Origin of the sequence: Nocardia sp. NPDC101769 (assembly GCF_044766925.1) — a bacterium.
Taxonomy (GTDB): Bacteria; Actinomycetota; Actinomycetes; order Mycobacteriales; family Mycobacteriaceae; genus Nocardia.
Genome location: NZ_JBIWMX010000003.1, coordinates 492,979 through 508,877, shown reverse-complemented (window position 1 = coordinate 508,877; position 15,899 = coordinate 492,979). Strand labels below are relative to the sequence as shown.

Sequence of the window (15,899 nt, the reverse complement as noted above, 5' to 3'; positions counted from 1 at the left end):
AATGAACTCAGCATCGCACAGCGATTCCCACAGGGGTGGCGGCGGGGAGACGGGCGGGCACGACTACGAGAACATCCTGTTCGAGCTCGACGGCCCGATCGCCCGCATCACGCTGAACCGGCCGAATGCCGCCAATGGCATCGATCAGGCGCTCGCGGAGGAGCTGGAACGCGCGGCCGCCTACTGCTCGGAGGATCCGGTGGTGAAGGTCGTGGTGCTGACCGCGGCCGGACGGTTCTTCTCCGCGGGCGGCGACGTGCGAGCCATGGCCGCCAGCGCGGACGCCGGGGCATTCATCGAGAAGCTGGCCGGGACCCTGCACCGGGCCGTGTCGGCGCTGGCGCGGATGGACGCGCTGCTCATCGTGGGTGTGAACGGCACCGCGGCGGGCGCGGGCATGAGCCTCGCGGTGGCCGGTGATCTGGTGGTCGCCGCCGAGTCCGCCGCCTTCACCATGGCGTACACCAAGATCGGCCTGAGCCCCGACGGCGGCGCGTCCTACTACCTGCCGCGGATCATCGGCCTGCGCAAGACCCAGGAGCTGATGCTCACCAACCGCACCCTGTCCGCCGCCGAGGCGCTGGAGTGGGGTCTGCTGCACCGGGTGGTGCCCGATGCCGAGCTGACCGACGCCGTCGAGGCCCTGGCGCAGGAATTCGCCACCGGCCCCAAGGGATCCAACGCCAACGTGAAGAAGCTGCTGCTGGTGTCCTCGCGGCACACCCTCGAGGAGCAGCTGGACACCGAGGCGGCCTTGATCACCCGGTGCGCGGATTCCGCCGACGGGCAGGAGGGCATCGCCGCGTTCACCGGCAAGCGTGCACCGAAGTTCGCCTGAGGACAACGGGTTTCGCCCCCGGCCGAGGCCGGGGGCGAGTCATGCCGGGGCTCTCGGGCCTCGAGTTCGCCGTCAACCCTTGATGAAGTCGAGGATCTCGGCGTTCACCTCGGCCGCGTGGGTGATGTAGAGACCGTGCCCGGCGTCCGGGTACTCCTTCAGCACCGCGTGCGGGGCCAGCTTCACGACCTGGCGGCTCGCCACATCGATCAGGATGGACTGGTCCGGAATGCCGTGCAGTAGCAGCGTCGGGACGGTCAGCGCGGCCACATCCGGGCGGTGATCGGTGGTGAACGCTTCGCGCTGCATGACCTGGATCGCGTACGGCGAGGCCGACAGGCAGCGCCTGACCTCCTCGTCGATGACCGCCTGCGTGACGCCCGGACGCAGGTGCGTGGCGAAATAGCCCTGGGACCGCTCGGCGAACCACTTGGGCCGGTCGGTGCGCAGCTGTTCCAGCAGGCCCTCCAGCGCCTCGATCGGGATGCCGATCGGATTGTCGTCGGTGAGCATCATGAACGGAATCGCCGGGGCCAGCAGCGCGATTCGCGCCACCCGATCGGAACCGTGCCGGCTCAGGTAGCGCACCGTCTCGCCGCCGCCGGCCGAGTGCGCCACGATGGTGAGATCCCGCAGGTCGAGGTGCTCGATCAGGGCTGCGACGTCGTCGGCGCGGGTGTCGACGTCGTAGCCGGTGGACGGGGTGTCCGAGCGGCCGTGGCCGCGCCGGTCCATCATGATGCAGCGGTAACCCTGCGCCAGGAAGTAGTGCATCTGGTATTCCCACTGGTTGCTGTCGAGCGTCCAGCCCGACACGAACAGAATCGGGGTGCCGGAGCCGAAGTCCTGGTAGTAGAGGGTGGTGCCGTCGGTGGTGGTCTGGAAAGTCGGCATATCTGCTGCGCTCCTTCGCATTTCGATCGCTGATTCGACAATCGCAAAGTGCGGGAACGAAAGCGATTACCTGCCGGGTAACGGACGCGATCGGCCCGGAAGGTGGCGCGTCCGTGCAGGTGGCGACCTATGCTCGGGACATGGAGTTCCAGGCGATGGTGGCACACGAAACGGACAGTGGGATCGCCCTCATTCGGGAGGAGGTCGCCGACGACTTCCTCATGCCGGGCGATGTGACGATCAAGGTGCACTTCTCGAGCGCCAACTACAAGGACGGGCTGGCCATCACCCCACGCGGCGGCGTGGTGCGGCAGTATCCGCTCATCCCCGGCATCGACCTCACCGGTGAGGTGGTGGCCTCCACCGATCCGGAATTCGCGCCCGGCGACCTGGTCGTCGCGCACGGCTACGACATCGGCGTGGCCCACCACGGTGGTTTCGCCGAGTACGCACGTATTCCGGCCGGGTGGGTGGTGAAGCTGGACGGCCTGACCCCGCGCGAGGCGGCGGCCATCGGCACCGCCGGCTACACCGCGGCCATGAGCGTGCAGGCGCTGCTCGACCGCGGTCTCACCCCCGACTCCGGTCCGGTGCTGGTCACCGGCGCGACCGGCGGCGTCGGCACTGTGGCGGTGGACATCCTGTCCGGGCTCGGATTCGAGGTGGTGGCCTCCACCGGCAAACTCGGTGCGGGCGAACTGCTCTCGGCGCTCGGCGCCGCCTCGGTCATCGGCCGGCAGCCGGGCGAGGGGGAGAAGCTGCGCGCGCTCGGCAGGGCGCAGTGGGCGGCCGCCGTCGACAGCGTGGGCGGGACCTCGCTGGCCCACATTCTCAGCACCGTCAAATACGGTGGCGCGGTGGCGGTCTCGGGCCTGACCGGCGGCTCCGACCTGCCCACCACGGTCATGCCCTTCATCCTGCGCGGCGTGTCCCTGATCGGCATCGACTCCGCGCACTTCCCGATCACCCAGCGCCGTGAACTGTGGGCGCGGCTGGCCAAGGACCTGAAGCCCCGGCATCTGTCGCTGCTGGAGAATTTCGCACCCATCACCGAGGCGGAATCGGTGCTGCGCTCCATCCTGGACGGAACCCACTCCGGCCGAACGATTCTCGGGGTCGCGGGCGAGTTCTAGCCGACGATCGCGCGCACGAGGTTGTGGTCGGACGCCCCGGCCATATCCTCGACCGCGACGCCGCGCATCGGCACGCCGCGCGTGACCACATGATCGATGAACTGGGATTTCGAACCGGCCGTCCGGGGCCGGGTGGGAACGGAGTCCGGCGGAAATCCAGGGATGGTGAAGCCCTCGCCGAGCGCGGCGGCGAGATCTTCCCGGCCGACATTGAAGTCACCGAGCAAGACTGCCGGGCCGTCGCCGGCGACGGCGGCCAGGCGCTCGAACTGGCCGGCGCGGCGCCGGTCCCCGCTCACATGGGTGGCGATGACCAGAATGCCGTCGATCTCGGCTGCCAACAGGCCCTTTCCCGGATCGACCGCATGCGGCTCCGCGGTGACGAACCGGCTCGGCCCGCGCACGATCAGCACGAGATGCTCGGAGCGGTCCGCCAGGGTGTTGGGCACCCGGCGCGGGTTCGGAATGCGCGGGTAGTCGAGGACGTGAAAGGTCCGGTCGGGCAGCGCCTCCCGCAGACTCGCCAGCTGATCGCCGCTGACCTCCTGGAGCGCGATGACCGCTTCGGACCGGGCCGCGACCGCGGCGGTCACGATCGCGATCCGCTTCGCCTCCTCCGGCCAGCGCGCGGCCATCTCGCTCTCCCAGTTGTCGGCATGGACGCGGTGCAGGACGTTCCAGGTGGCAATGGTGATCACCTACGCACCCTACGAGAAACCAACTGACCGTGCGGGTTTCGTTTCATGTGAAACAAAGGATATTCGCCGGTTGGTTGCCAAACCGGCCCGCGCGCGATAGTCAGCTCAGCCCGCGCCTGCCAGAACGTCCAGCGCCGCCGAGAGGTGGGGCAGCGCGGCCGGACCGTACGAGGCGGCGATCTCGGCGAGCGCCCGGGCCAGGTGCGGGGCGATGGTGGCGGCCGGCAGCAGCTCCTCGGCCAGCACGATGCCGCCCACCACATGGGCCGCGCGAATCCGCTCGTCGGAGGTGACCTCGTAACGCCACGAACCGATTTGGACCCGCTCCGGCTCGGAGCGGAACAGGGATTTGCGGGGCGGTGTCCGGGTCACCCCGGGGACGCCCGCGAAGACGGTGAAGACCAGTCCGAGGCCGCCCGGGCCGCCGAGCGCGGCATTGATGGCGCGGGTGGCGGCCCCGGTATCGAAATCGCTCACGAGTTCATGCCGAGGGTGAACTGCGGAATGATCGGGTCGCCGTCACCGATGCGGCGGATGGCCGTGCCGGAGGCATAGAACTCGACCGTGTGATATCCCCACGCGTAGTTGGAGATATCGACGCTGACGCCGGTCACGCCGTTCGCGCCGTCCCGTTCGGCCTCGGCCTGCATGCGGGACATGGCCAGTTCACGGGCCTGATAGTTGCCCTGGGTCCACTGGGGCATCTCCATATTGCGGCCCATCTGGCTGAGCATCTGCCGGAAGCCCTGCACCGCAACGTGGAACACGCAGTTGCCCATGACGAAGGCGACCGGGGCGTAGCCGGTGCGCATCAACGTCACCATGTCCTGCCCCGAGAGGTGACTGGTGAAGGCCTGCCCGTTCGGCCGTCGATAGCTGCCCGGCGATTTCGCGAACCGCACCGCGGTGCCCACCGCGATGAACTCCAGATGCTCCATCGATTCCCCGTGCTGCCGCCACTCCAGCCGCACCCCCACGACCCCGTCGGCCTTGAGCGAGTCCGCCTCGGCCTGCATGCGCGACATGGCATTCCACCGCGCCCGATAGGTGGCCTCGGTCAGCACCGGCAGCTCCTGCTGCTGCCGGATTCCGGTGAACTGGAACCCGACGTGATAGACGGACACGCCCATCACCAGGTCGATGGGTTCGAAGCCCGCCCCGTGCAGCAGCGCGAACTCGTTGACCGACAGATCCGAGGTGAAGATCCGGTTCGCGTGCGAAAGCCGCTCGCCCGCGACCTGATCGAGCTGGTTCGGTTGACTGGGCTGGTTCGGTTGCATGTGGTTCGCCCTCCGTCGGATCCCCGGTGGATCCCTAACGAGGGTACGACCCGGTCTGAATCGGGGCCTGCCGAAATGGCCGGGAGCCGTGCGTGTTTACAGAACACGCACGGCTCCCGTCTCACCGCATCAGGCGGTCGCGCTCAGCGCACGGCCGTCGTAGGCCGGTTCGGCGACCGGCTCGATGGCGTAGGCCAGGATCTCGGCCACGTCGGCGACAGGGCGGATATCCAGGGCGGCCAGCACCTCGGCCGGGACCTCGTCCAGGTCCGGCTCGTTGCGGGCCGGGATGAACACGGTCTTCAAGCCGGCGCGCTGGGCGGCGAGCAGCTTCTGCTTCACGCCGCCGATCGGCAGCACCCGTCCGTTCAGCGTGACCTCGCCGGTCATACCGACATCCGCGCGGACCTGGCGGCCCAGGGCCAGCGACACCAGGGCGGTGACCATGGTGACGCCCGCCGACGGACCGTCCTTCGGGACCGCGCCCGCGGGGAAGTGGATGTGGATATTGCGATCCAGCACCCTCGGCTCGATGCCGATCTCCTCCAGGTGGGAACGGACGTAGGTCAGGGCGATCTGCGCGGACTCCTTCATGACGTCGCCCAGCTGACCGGTGAGGGTCAGTGAGCGGTCGCCCTCGGCGGCATTGGCCTCGATGTAGAGGACGTCGCCACCCGCGCCGGTCACGGCCAAACCGGTCGCGACGCCGGGGACCGCGGTGCGCTCGACCCCGTCGGGGGTGAAGCGCGGACGACCCAGGTAGTCCTGGAGGTCACCCAGTCCGATCACCAGCTTGCCGGAACCGCTTGCGGCCGGACCGGATTCGGCGTCGTAGCCCAGCTCGCTGTCGTAGCCCAGGCCCTCCGGCACGAATTCGCCCTTGATGACCAGGCTTTCGGTCTCGGCGATGTCCGCCGATTCCGACAGCTTGGTCGCCGCCTTGCGCAACGCCTTGGCGATCAGCCGCTCCATCTGCCGCACCCCGGCTTCCCGGGTGTAGTTCGCGGCGATCTCGCGCAGCGCCTCGTTCGTGATCGAAACCTCCTCGGCGGTCAGAGCATTGCGCTCCAACTGCCGCGGGATCAGGAAGTCGCGGGCGATGGCCACCTTGTCGGCCTCGGTGTAGCCGTCCACGGTGATCAGTTCCATGCGGTCCAGCAGCGGGCCGGGGATCGTCTCCATGACGTTCGCGGTCGCGATGAACAGCACGTCCGACAGGTCCAGATCCAGGTCCAGGTAGTGGTCGCGGAACGTGTGGTTCTGCGCCGGGTCCAGGACCTCCAGCAGGGCCGCCGCGGGATCGCCACGGAAGTCCGAGCCGACCTTGTCGATCTCGTCCAGCAGGACAACGGGATTCATCGATCCCGCCTCCTTCATGGCACGCACGATGCGGCCGGGCAGCGCGCCCACGTAGGTGCGCCGGTGACCGCGGATCTCGGCCTCGTCACGCACGCCGCCCAGGGCGACGCGAACGAACTTGCGGCCCAGGGCCCGTGCCACCGATTCACCCAGCGAGGTCTTGCCGACGCCGGGCGGACCGACCAGCACCAGCACCGCGCCGGAACCGCGACCGCCCACGACCTCCAGGCCGCGCGCGGCCCGCCGGGAGCGGACGGCCAGGTACTCGACCATGCGGTCCTTGACCTCGTCCAGGCCGTGGTGATCGGCGTCCAGCACCGCGCGGGCGGCCGAAACATCGGTGGAGTCAGTGGTTTTCACGCTCCACGGCAGTTCCAGCACGGTGTCCAGCCAGGTGCGGATCCAGCCCGTCTCCGGGCTCTGATCGCTGGAACGCTCCAGGCGACCGACCTCGCGGAGGGCGGCTTCCTTCACGTCCGCGGGCAGGTCGGCGTTCTCGACACGGGTGCGGTAGTCCTCCGCGCCGTCCGGCTCGTCCTCGCCCAGCTCCTTGCGAATCGCGTTGAGCTGCTGGCGCAGCAGGAATTCCCGCTGCTGCTTCTCCATGCCCTCGCGGACATCCTCGCTGATCTTCTCGGTGATCTCGGTCTCGGCGATGTGCTGAGTGGTCCACTCGATCAGCTTGCGCAACCGCGCGGTGGTATCCGGGGTTTCCAGGATCTCGCGCTTCTGCTCATTGGTCAGGTACGACGCCCAGCCGGCCGCGTCGGCCAGGGTGGACGGATCGTTCATCTGGTTGACCGCGTCGATGACCTGCCAGGCCTCACGGCGCTGCAGGACCGACACGACCAGCTTCTTGTATTCGGCCGCAAGCTCTTTGGTGCGTCCGTCTGAGACTTCCCCGATCTCGACCGGTTCGGCCTCGACCCAGAGCGCCGCGCCCGGCCCCGTCACGCCGTGGCCGATCTTGGCCCGGCTCTCCGCCTTCAACACCGCCGCGGGGGCACCGCCGCGCATCCGGCCGACCTGTTCGATGGTGGCCACGACGCCGTAGGCGGCGTACCCCTCATCGAGGCGCGGCGCGACCAGCACCTGGTTGACCTTGCCCGCGCGGGCGGCATCGATGGCGGCCTGCGACGACTCGTCCAGCTCGATCGGCACGACCATGCCGGGGAGCACGATCGGATCGGTCAGGAACAGGACCGGCAGGTTCGTTGGTGTAGTCACGTCTTCGACCCCTTCCAAGGTTGAGCGTTACCTACTCAACCCGGGGGGTATACCGATTGTTCCGGACCGATGTTCGCCGGGGGCGAACATGCCTCGATCCGCGGATCAGGATCGGAAACAGCGGTATATGAGCTGGTCAGCGCACTATCAGGGAATCGAGCTCGGCGGCGAACAGTTCGGCGGGGTCGAAATCCATGCCGTTGAAGTGGCCGGCGAGTTCGAGGGACAGGACGCCGTGCAGGCGGGTCCAGAAAGACAGTGCGCGGCGGGCGGCCGGGGGAAGATCGGCGTCGAGCGGTGTCGTCGAATTGCCTTGGGGCAGTGCGGAGAATGCCTCGACCAGCAACGTCATGATCTCGTCGGAGATCTCGGTGGTGTCCGCGGGGGCGTGGTAGCCGGGGACGGGGGTGCCGTAGATGAGGAAGTACCGCTGGGGATCGGTCAGGGCCCACTCCCGGATGGCGTGTGCGAGTCCGGTCACACCGGAGTCGCGCACGGCCCGGAGGGTGTCGGCGAGGCTTCGGTAGGCGTCCCGGACCAGCGCGGTGATCAATTCGTCGCGACTGGCGAAGTAGCGATAGAGGCATGAACATCAGCCGCAAATCCACCCTGCTCGGGATCGCCCTCACCGCCGGAATCGGGTGCACCGCAGCGGCGCCCGCGCTCGCCGATGGACCTTCGGCGGATAGGTCGCCGCTGACCTGCGAGGGGCAGAGCATCGATACCGCCGCACCGATCCACTACCGGACCGAGGCGCTGATCAAGGCACCGTTGGACACCATCTGGAATCTGCAGACCGACGTCGAGGGGTGGCCGTCCTGGCAGCAGCCCGTGACCAGCATGCAGCGGCTGGACTCGGGGCCGCTGCAGCCGGGCTCGCAATTCCGGTGGACAACACCGGCTCCCGTCACCGCGACCACCCCCGCGACCACGCTGACCATCACCTCCACGGTCCAGCAGATGCAGGCCTGCCGGTGCATCCGCTGGAGCGGGCCGGCGGTCGGCGACGGGATGAGCATCGACGGCGGCATTCACGTCTGGACCTTCACCCCGGTCGACGGCGGCATGCTGGTGCGCACCGAAGAGAACTGGAACGGGGCCCAGGTCGAGACGGATGTACCGACCTCGACCCAGTTCCTGGGCGCCGGACTGGAGGCCTGGCTGGCCAACCTGCGGACCGCCGCCGAACGCTGACACCCGGCGAACCACGCCGTCGGACCAATTTTCCGGACAGGGGTTGACGGCCAAGGCTAAAGCGATTAGCTTTATGGCTATCGCAGTTAGCTACTCCCAGAGAGTGAAAGACCATGACGCAGTACGTAGACATCGACGGTGGCCAGATCGCTTACGACGAGATGGGCGAGGGCCCGCTGGTCGTGCTGTCGCACGGCATGGGGATCGATCGCAATGCCTACCGGCACCTGATGCCGCTGCTGGCGGCGGCCGGGTACCGGGTGGTCAACACCGATATGCGCGGCCACGGCGAGTCGAGCATGGACTGGGCCTCGGTCACCGGCAAGGAGGCCATCAGCCGTACCGATGTCGCCAATGATCTGCTCGCGGTCATCGAGAAGCTGGGCGGCGAACCGGCCATCGTGGTCGGCCACTCGCTCTCAGGCGGGTCGGCCACCATCGCGGCGGCGCAGCGGCCGGACCTGGTGCGGGCCATTGTGGAGATCAACCCGTTCACGCTGACCCAGAAGATCGACGTCGCAGCGCTTCTCACCAACTCCCGCCACCGCAGCGGCATGATCCCGCTGATGGGCACCATGATGTTCAAGAGCCTCGGCCAGTGGCTGAAGTACCTGAAGGTGGCCATCCCGACCAAGCCCGCCGACCTCGACGAGTACCTGGCCGAGGTCGCGGCCAAGCTGCGCGAGCCCGGCCGGATGGCCGAATTCATGAAGACCGGGCAGTCGACCCCCGCGGACGCGGAAGCCCAGCTCCCCAATGTGACCCGGCCCGCGCTCATCATCATGGGCACCGCCGACCCGGACTTCCCGAGCCCCGAGGCCGAGGGCCAGCGCGTCGTCGCCGCCCTGCCGGCCGGACTGGGCAGCCTGGGCCTGGTCGAGGGCACCGGCCACTACCCGCAGTTCGAGGCCGCCGACCGGGTGGCCGAGCTGATCCTGCCGTTCCTGAAGGAACATCATGCCTAGGGTGGGCCTGAGCCGGACCGACGTCGTCGCCGCGGGGGCCGCCCTCGCCGACGAGGTCGGTTTCGGCAATCTGGCGCTCGGGGCCCTCGCGCAGCGGCTCGGGGTGCGAACCCCCTCGCTGTACAAGCACATCGAGAGCCTGGCCGACCTGCAGCACGGCATCGCCGCGCTCGCCATGGCCGAAGTCGACCAGCGGGTCCGCGATGCCATGCACGGGCTCTCCGGCAGCGCGGCCCTGGCTGCCTTCGCGAATGCCTTCCGCGACTTTGTGGTCGACCATCCGGGCCGGTACACCGCGACCGTCGGCGCCAAATTCACCGGGCCGGATGATCCACTGCTGCAATCGGGTTCGCGGGTGCTGGAATCCATGGCGGCGGTGCTGCGCGGCTACGGGGTCGGCGAGGAGGAGATGGTGCACGCCCAGCGCACGCTGCGCTGCCTGTTCCACGGCTTCGCCACCCTGCAGGCGTCCGACGGCTTCCAGTGGAGCAACGACTCCGAGGACAGTTTCGAGTGGATGATCCGCTTCCTCGACCGCGGGCTCACCGAAATCGGCTCGCACTGAACTGTTTTGCGGGACCATGAATCCAACACTGGCAACGAAGGCGTTGGAGTGTCATGGAAGACTTCACATTCGACGGCACCCGTATGGCGTATGTGCGGCAGGGGGAGTCCGGTCCACCGGTGGTGATGCTGCACAGCGCGGGGTCCTCGCATCTCATCTGGACGCCCCAGATCGCGGCGCTGTCCCGTGAATACCGGGTCTACGCGGTCGATCTGCCCGGTTACGGCGCCTCCTCCCGGCCCGCCGACGGGTACACGCTCGAGCACTACACCGAGCTGATCCGCGCATTCATCGAACATCATGAGCTCACCGAGGTCGGACTGGTCGGCAACTGCGTCGGTTCGGCCGTCGGCCTGACGCTCGCCCGGCGGCATCCCGAGCTGATCCGGGCGGTGGTGGCGATCAACCCGCTCACCGAATCCACTGCCATGCACGGTGATTGGCGCCAGGCGGCGCGCCTGGCCCGAGCTCTGCCGGATGCCACGGCCCGGAAGCTGAGCGGTTGGCACACCCCGCGCTGGGTCGCCCGCCGCACCGCCCGATCCTGGTTCACCACGCGGCGCGCCTATCGCGAATGCCCGTACGTGGCACCCCTGTCGTCCGGCTTCCCGGCGCGGGCACTGATCTACCTGGTCCGCGACCTGTCTTCCTTTGCGACACTCGACGATTGGCCCGATCGCGACGGCTTGCCACCGATCTGCGTCATCTGGGGCAACCAGAACCGTGTGCTGTCGGCGGCGGCCGGGCGCGGTGTCACCGCGAAGCTGCGCCCCGACCGCGCCGAATACCTCGACGGCTGCGGCCACGTCCCCATGCTCGAACGCGCCCCCGGCGTCACCGCCATCATCACCGAATTCCTCACCGCCCACCTGCCCGCCGACAGCGTGCGCTGAGCGCCCCACCGATTCGGTGGTTCGGGCAAACCGCCCGAGCCGGCGCGGGCGCGGCTTACCATGGCGCCGGGGAGGGGCCGCCCGAATCGGATACCGCGAGGAGTCATCGATGACCATGCTGGCCGCACGACTACACCTGGGACCGGAGCGCCGATTGGAGCTCGACGAGGTGCCGATTCCGGAACCGGGGCCGGACCATGTGCTCGTGAAGGTCGAGGCGGCGGGCGTATGCCTATCGGACGTGCACCTCATCGACGGCACGTTGACGCCCCTGTTCCTGCGCGATGATGCGGTGACACTCGGCCACGAGGTCGCGGGCACGGTGCACACGCTCGGACCGGGCGTGACCACCGCGAAGGTGGGGGATCGCGTATTGCTGCAGGCCGGGGAGCTTCGCAACGGAGCCACCTTCACCCGCGGCGTGGACTACGACGGCGGCTGGGCCGAGTACACCCTGGCGCGGGTCGACACCCTGGTGCCGATTCCGGACGAGCTGCCGTTCGAGCAGGCCTGTTTCATTCCCGACGCGGTGTCCACGCCGTGGGCAGCCATCACCGCCACCGCCGAGGTGAAACCCGGTGAGGCCGTGGGCGTCTGGGGTGTCGGCGGGCTGGGCGCGCACGGGGTGCAGCTGCTTCGCATGGTCGGCGCCGCGCCGATCATCGCGGTGGATCCACTGCCCGCCGCCCGGGAGCGAGCGCTGTCCTTCGGCGCGGACCTGGCCTTCGATCCGGCCGATCCGGACCTGCGGCGCAAGGTGTTCGAGGCCACCGGCACCGGGCTGAACGCCGCCTTCGACTTCGCTGGGGTGGCGCCGGTGCGCGAGCAGGCGGTGGTCTGCCTGGCGCCGCAGGGCCGCCTGGTGCTGGTCGGCCTCACCGACAAGCCGATCACCATCACCGGCGGCACCGCGTTCAGCTTCTTCCAGCAGCAGTTGCGCGGGCACTACGGGTCCATGCCCGAGCACGTCACCCAGCTGGTGAAACTACAGGGGCTGCACCGGGTCGACTTCTCGCGTTCGGTGAGTGCCGTGGTCCCGCTGGCCGACGCCGCCAAGGCCGTGCACTCCCTGGAATCCAAGGAAGGCAACCCGATTCGGATCGTCCTGAAGCCCTAGGCCGCTCACGCACCCGGCACGGTTCGCGGATTACGCGAGCCGACGCTGGAAGACGTTGGTGGACTGGCTGTTCGAGAGATCGACCGTGTAGACCCCCAGGTCGGCGGACGTGGGGGTCAGGTCCAGGACCATGAAGCCGAGGTCGGTGTAGTTCTCGTACAGCGCACCGTTGGCAGTGTGTTTGCCGCCGGTGGACGGTTCGCTGTGCACCGATTTCGCGGCCGCACCGGAGATGATCTGCCGGGTGCCCTTGGAAGCCGCGTTGGGTTCCAGGACCTGCAGCGAGTGGTCGTGGCCCGACAGCAGGAACTGGCACCGGCCCAGCACGTGCGCCTCGAAGAAGTCCTTCACATAGCGGCCGTCGATCGGCTCGATGCTCAATCCCTCGTATTCCCCTGCGTTCCCGTGCGGTCCGTTGTTGAGGTACGGGTGGTGGGTGCAGGCGATCTTCCACTGCGCCGGCGACTCGTCGATGGCCCGGTCCAGCCAGGCGGCCTGCTCGCTCATGAACTGGCCGTCGGCCGCCCAGTAGGGCTGGAAGAGCGGCGGCAGGTAGGCGGCGATGGGATTGAGGTCCAGGACGAAGAATTCGACGACGGGCTGCTCCTGCGGAATCCGCACCGAGTAATAGCGGGACGGCATGAACCAGCGGGCCGAGCGCGCGTGATAGGCGACCTCGTGGTCGCCGCGCAGCAGCCAGCCGCCGTCGCCGGGCAGGATCGAGGAGTTGTCGTGATTGCCCTGCACCATGAGCCACGGGAAGTCGAGGTCGTGGTTGGGGTCCTCGAACTTGGCGGCGAACTGGGCGTCGTCGTCGGACCACGGGCCCTGCTCGTAGACATTGTCGCCGAGGCCGAGGGCGAAGGAGAACGGCTCGCGCGCGTGCAGTTCCCGCATGGCGTCGGCGACCTGCCACTGCGGCCGCGCGCCGGTGCCCGCATCGCCGGTGACGAGAATGCGCAGGCGGTCGGCGTCGGGAAGCGGGAATTTGCCGGTGGCCGGGGCATTCTCGGCGCGGGCCGGCGCACCGGTGGCCGCGAGCGCGGCAACCCCGGCGGCAGTGGCGGCCGTGCCGGTGAAAAACCCACGACGGTCGAGCGACATGCTATCTCCTGCCTGTATATGCTGGTCAATTGACCAGTATCCCCACTTCCGGAACCCGCCGCAGACTACGTCGGCATGACCTTGCCAACACCCCCGCGACACGACGCGTTCTTCCAGGCCAGGACCTTTTGACAGCGCCTCGGACCGATGAGAGTGTTGGGAGTCCGTTTTCTCACCATCGGCTAGGCCACAGGGGGACGCTGCTATGACGACACTGGCCTCGGGTCTGTTCCTCGACTGGGAACAGCTGACCGGCCAGCCCAAACTCGTCGTCGATCTGATCAGCTTCCCGATCTTCAGCGCCATCGCCGGCTGGCTCACCAACTGGACCGGCGTGCTGATGTTGTTCTGGCCGGTCTACTTCCAGGGCTTCCGGGTGCCCGGCCTGGAGATCCTCTACCCCTACCTCCCGCGCCGTGTGCAGGTGCTGCCCACCTTCTCCGGCGACGGAAAGCGGCTCGGCTTCCAGGGTTTCATCCCGGCGCGCGCCGAGAAGATGGCCAGCATCTGCGTGGACGTTGCCATCATGCGAATCGGCAGTCCCAAGGACTTCATTCGCGAACTCGACCTCGAGGGCATTGCCGACTACATCGCCGAGGTGGGCCGCAAACAGGTGCCGGCCATGGTCGACGAGATCATGAGCAAGGAGAACCCGGACCTGTGGGGCGCGGTGCCCAAGTCGGTGCGCAATGTGCTCTACCAGCGCATCGAACGCGAACTGCCGACGCTGGCCCGGCGCGCCTTCGAGCAGCTCGGCGACAATGTCGACCAGCTCATCGACATCAAGGACTTCGTCATCCGGTATCTGCGGGACAACCCGGAGATCCTCAAGGACCTGACCACCACCATCGCCGCGCCGGAACTGAAGTTCATGGTGCGCATCGGCCTGCTGGGCGCGCCCTTCGGTCTGCTGCTGGCGCTGTACATGCATGTGCACCAGAGCATTCCGGTGCTGGGCTGGATTCCGCCGTGGCTGATCATCCTGGCCGCGGCCGCGGCCATCGGTGTCACCGTCAATGTCGTCGCCATCAAGATGGTGTTCGAGCCGGGCGACCCGCAGCCGCGCTACAGGTACCTGTGGAAGCAGGCGCTGCTGGCCAAGCGGCAGCCCGAGGCCGCGGCCGATCTCGCGAATATCCTGGCCTACCAGGTGCTGACGCTGCCCAATCTGGCTCGCGAACTGCTCGACGGCCCGAACGGCGACAAGACCCGGCAGCTGCTGGAGCGGCTCATCTCCCAGGAGATCCACCGCCAGCTCGGGCCCACCCACTCGGTGGTGCGGACGGTCTTCGGCAGACGGCAGTTCGACAACCTGACGGTCGGCGCGACCTCCGCTGCGGTGGGGCTGGCCCCGAGCCTGGCCGACGATCCGGAATTCGCGGCCGCCCAGGCCAAGAAGATCGACGAGTTCGCGGCCCGCAAGCTGCAGCAGCTCACGCCCGGTGAGTTCATGGAGATGTTCTACGCCTCGGTCGAGCAGGACGCGTGGCTGCTATACCTGCACGGCGCGGTGCTGGGCCTGATGGTCGGGGCCGTCCATCTGATCCTTTTCGGCTGGTAGACGGCTTTTTTTCAGGCGGGAACGAGGGCCGCCAGAAATCAAGCACGCATGCTTGCATTTTTCCGGCGGGGCTGCGATGCTGGCCCGGTGGCCGACCTCGAGGCATTGCTCGCCGACTTCACCGCCGAATGCGCCGACCTCGATCGGCTGATCGCGGACCTCGATCCGGCCGGCTGGCAGCGCGACACCCCCGCCGCCGGCTGGACCATCGCCCATCAGATCGCCCACCTGAACTGGACCGATCAGGTCGCCACGGTGTCCGCGACCGACCCGGTCGAGTTCGACAAACTGGTGCAGGCGGCGCTGCCCAAGGCGCTCACCTTCGTCGACGAGGCCGCCGAGGAGGGCGCGAAAACCCCTGCGCCACAACTGCTCGCGACCTGGCGGCAGGATCGCGCGGCCCTGGTCGAGGCGCTGCGCACGGTTCCGGCGGGCACCAAGCTGCCGTGGTTCGGGCCGCCCATGAGCCCGGCCTCCATGGTCACCGCCCGCCTGATGGAGACCTGGGCGCACGGGCACGATGTGGCCGACACACTCGGCGTCACCCGTGAACCCACAGCGCGCCTGCGGCATATCGCGCACATCGGCGTACGGACCCGTAACTTCGCATACCTGACGCACGGCAGGACCGCGCCCGGCGAGGAGTTCCGGATCGAACTGAGCGCACCCGACGGCAGCGCCTGGACCTGGGGCCCGGCCGAGGCCGCGCAGCGGATCAGCGGTCCCGCCTTGGACTTCTGCCAGCTGGTCACCCAGCGGCGGCATCTCGACGATCTCGGCCTGGACGTGGTGGGCGCCGACGCCCGCGAATGGCTGGGCCTGGCACAGGCTTTCGCCGGGCCCCCCGGAAGCGGCCGAACGGCGGGTCAGTTCGACTGACCCGCCGCCTATCCCGGCCTCCGACCAGAAATCCCCAATTCCCACAGGGGCTTCGTTCTCGGCGGAACGGGTTTCCAAGGGTCCGGCCCTTGGGATCACCACTGCTCCCCGAGGAGGAGCGAGCGAGCGCCAGCCTGGGTGCGCCGTGCCTGGTGCCGACCGGACGCCATTGGCCGGAGGTCTCTTCGATGG

16 protein-coding genes are annotated in these 15,899 nt (G+C 68.4%); 9 read left to right on the top strand and 7 right to left on the bottom strand.

The window, feature by feature from the left end:
* Position 1 precedes the first annotated feature (1 nt).
* Positions 2 to 838, top strand: coding sequence for an enoyl-CoA hydratase/isomerase family protein (locus ACIRRA_RS08115; protein WP_402764661.1), 837 nt, complete (start codon positions 2 to 4; stop codon positions 836 to 838).
* A 72-nt stretch (positions 839 to 910) separates the two neighbouring features.
* On the opposite strand, the gene ACIRRA_RS08110 is transcribed toward ACIRRA_RS08115, so the two are convergent.
* Entirely contained in the window at positions 911 to 1,732 is an 822-nt protein-coding gene (locus tag ACIRRA_RS08110) for an alpha/beta fold hydrolase (RefSeq protein ID WP_402764658.1), read from the bottom strand.
* Positions 1,733 to 1,872: 140 nt separating this feature from the next.
* On the opposite strand from ACIRRA_RS08110, the gene ACIRRA_RS08105 reads away from it, so the two are divergent.
* Positions 1,873 to 2,865: an oxidoreductase gene (locus tag ACIRRA_RS08105; RefSeq protein ID WP_402764656.1), complete on the top strand. Its 993-nt coding sequence runs from the start codon at positions 1,873 to 1,875 to the stop codon at positions 2,863 to 2,865.
* Here ACIRRA_RS08105 and ACIRRA_RS08100 read toward each other — a convergent pair.
* The 5 genes from ACIRRA_RS08100 to ACIRRA_RS08080 all read right to left on the bottom strand — a co-directional run bounded on the left by ACIRRA_RS08100 (position 2,862) and on the right by ACIRRA_RS08080 (position 7,982).
* Complete coding sequence (locus ACIRRA_RS08100; RefSeq protein ID WP_402764653.1) at positions 2,862 to 3,563, bottom strand: endonuclease/exonuclease/phosphatase family protein; 702 nt, start codon at positions 3,561 to 3,563, stop codon at positions 2,862 to 2,864. The genes ACIRRA_RS08105 and ACIRRA_RS08100 overlap by 4 nt on opposite strands.
* A 105-nt stretch (positions 3,564 to 3,668) precedes the next feature.
* Positions 3,669 to 4,040 (bottom strand): DUF5073 family protein, encoded by a 372-nt coding sequence (locus ACIRRA_RS08095; protein ID WP_402764650.1) that lies wholly within the window; start codon positions 4,038 to 4,040, stop codon positions 3,669 to 3,671.
* Positions 4,037 to 4,843: a heavy metal-binding domain-containing protein gene (locus tag ACIRRA_RS08090; protein ID WP_356996074.1), complete on the bottom strand. Its 807-nt coding sequence runs from the start codon at positions 4,841 to 4,843 to the stop codon at positions 4,037 to 4,039. Before ACIRRA_RS08090 ends, ACIRRA_RS08095 begins: the two co-directional genes overlap by 4 nt.
* 129 nt (positions 4,844 to 4,972) lie before the next feature.
* Complete coding sequence (gene lon, locus ACIRRA_RS08085) at positions 4,973 to 7,429, bottom strand: endopeptidase La (protein ID WP_402764646.1); 2,457 nt, start codon at positions 7,427 to 7,429, stop codon at positions 4,973 to 4,975.
* A gap of 136 nt (positions 7,430 to 7,565) precedes the next feature.
* Positions 7,566 to 7,982 (bottom strand): TetR-like C-terminal domain-containing protein, encoded by a 417-nt coding sequence (locus tag ACIRRA_RS08080; protein ID WP_402764643.1) that lies wholly within the window; start codon positions 7,980 to 7,982, stop codon positions 7,566 to 7,568.
* A gap of 32 nt (positions 7,983 to 8,014) precedes the next feature.
* On the opposite strand from ACIRRA_RS08080, the gene ACIRRA_RS08075 reads away from it, so the two are divergent.
* The 5 genes from ACIRRA_RS08075 to ACIRRA_RS08055 all read left to right on the top strand — a co-directional run bounded on the left by ACIRRA_RS08075 (position 8,015) and on the right by ACIRRA_RS08055 (position 12,163).
* Positions 8,015 to 8,623, top strand: a complete 609-nt coding sequence (locus tag ACIRRA_RS08075; RefSeq protein WP_402764640.1) for an SRPBCC family protein — start codon at positions 8,015 to 8,017, stop codon at positions 8,621 to 8,623.
* A 113-nt stretch (positions 8,624 to 8,736) separates the two neighbouring features.
* Positions 8,737 to 9,588, top strand: a complete 852-nt coding sequence (locus tag ACIRRA_RS08070) for an alpha/beta fold hydrolase (protein ID WP_402764637.1) — start codon at positions 8,737 to 8,739, stop codon at positions 9,586 to 9,588.
* The gene (locus ACIRRA_RS08065) at positions 9,581 to 10,153 is read left to right on the top strand and encodes a TetR/AcrR family transcriptional regulator (RefSeq protein ID WP_402764634.1); all 573 of its coding nucleotides are present in this window, start codon (positions 9,581 to 9,583) and stop codon (positions 10,151 to 10,153) included. The genes ACIRRA_RS08070 and ACIRRA_RS08065 overlap by 8 nt, the downstream gene beginning before the upstream one ends.
* A gap of 53 nt (positions 10,154 to 10,206) precedes the next feature.
* The gene (locus ACIRRA_RS08060) at positions 10,207 to 11,046 is read left to right on the top strand and encodes an alpha/beta fold hydrolase (protein WP_402764631.1); all 840 of its coding nucleotides are present in this window, start codon (positions 10,207 to 10,209) and stop codon (positions 11,044 to 11,046) included.
* Between the two features lie 109 nt (positions 11,047 to 11,155).
* The gene (locus ACIRRA_RS08055; protein WP_402764629.1) at positions 11,156 to 12,163 is read left to right on the top strand and encodes a zinc-binding dehydrogenase; all 1,008 of its coding nucleotides are present in this window, start codon (positions 11,156 to 11,158) and stop codon (positions 12,161 to 12,163) included.
* A gap of 30 nt (positions 12,164 to 12,193) precedes the next feature.
* Here ACIRRA_RS08055 and ACIRRA_RS08050 read toward each other — a convergent pair whose 3' ends face one another.
* Positions 12,194 to 13,267: a metallophosphoesterase gene (locus ACIRRA_RS08050; protein WP_402764626.1), complete on the bottom strand. Its 1,074-nt coding sequence runs from the start codon at positions 13,265 to 13,267 to the stop codon at positions 12,194 to 12,196.
* A gap of 205 nt (positions 13,268 to 13,472) precedes the next feature.
* Between ACIRRA_RS08050 and ACIRRA_RS08045 the strand changes: the two genes are divergently transcribed.
* Both ACIRRA_RS08045 and ACIRRA_RS08040 read left to right on the top strand, forming a co-directional pair.
* Positions 13,473 to 14,828, top strand: coding sequence for a hypothetical protein (locus tag ACIRRA_RS08045; RefSeq protein ID WP_402764624.1), 1,356 nt, complete (start codon positions 13,473 to 13,475; stop codon positions 14,826 to 14,828).
* An 87-nt stretch (positions 14,829 to 14,915) separates the two neighbouring features.
* Positions 14,916 to 15,707: a TIGR03084 family metal-binding protein gene (locus ACIRRA_RS08040; protein WP_402764621.1), complete on the top strand. Its 792-nt coding sequence runs from the start codon at positions 14,916 to 14,918 to the stop codon at positions 15,705 to 15,707.
* Positions 15,708 to 15,899 lie beyond the last annotated feature (192 nt).

Bases quoted from the DNA above. Each gene is read 5' to 3' on its own strand.
- ACIRRA_RS08050 (WP_402764626.1), bottom strand. From the start codon at position 13,267: ATGTCGCTCGACCGTCGTGGGTTTTTCACCGGCACGGCCGCCACTGCC.
- ACIRRA_RS08090 (WP_356996074.1), bottom strand. From the start codon at position 4,843: ATGCAACCGAACCAGCCCAGTCAACCGAACCAGCTCGATCAGGTCGCG.
- ACIRRA_RS08075 (WP_402764640.1), top strand. From the start codon at position 8,015: ATGAACATCAGCCGCAAATCCACCCTGCTCGGGATCGCCCTCACCGCC.
- ACIRRA_RS08105 (WP_402764656.1), top strand. From the start codon at position 1,873: ATGGAGTTCCAGGCGATGGTGGCACACGAAACGGACAGTGGGATCGCC.
- ACIRRA_RS08065 (WP_402764634.1), top strand. From the start codon at position 9,581: ATGCCTAGGGTGGGCCTGAGCCGGACCGACGTCGTCGCCGCGGGGGCC.
- ACIRRA_RS08115 (WP_402764661.1), top strand. From the start codon at position 2: ATGAACTCAGCATCGCACAGCGATTCCCACAGGGGTGGCGGCGGGGAG.
- ACIRRA_RS08055 (WP_402764629.1), top strand. From the start codon at position 11,156: ATGACCATGCTGGCCGCACGACTACACCTGGGACCGGAGCGCCGATTG.
- ACIRRA_RS08070 (WP_402764637.1), top strand. From the start codon at position 8,737: ATGACGCAGTACGTAGACATCGACGGTGGCCAGATCGCTTACGACGAG.
- ACIRRA_RS08045 (WP_402764624.1), top strand. From the start codon at position 13,473: ATGACGACACTGGCCTCGGGTCTGTTCCTCGACTGGGAACAGCTGACC.
- ACIRRA_RS08060 (WP_402764631.1), top strand. From the start codon at position 10,207: ATGGAAGACTTCACATTCGACGGCACCCGTATGGCGTATGTGCGGCAG.
- ACIRRA_RS08110 (WP_402764658.1), bottom strand. From the start codon at position 1,732: ATGCCGACTTTCCAGACCACCACCGACGGCACCACCCTCTACTACCAG.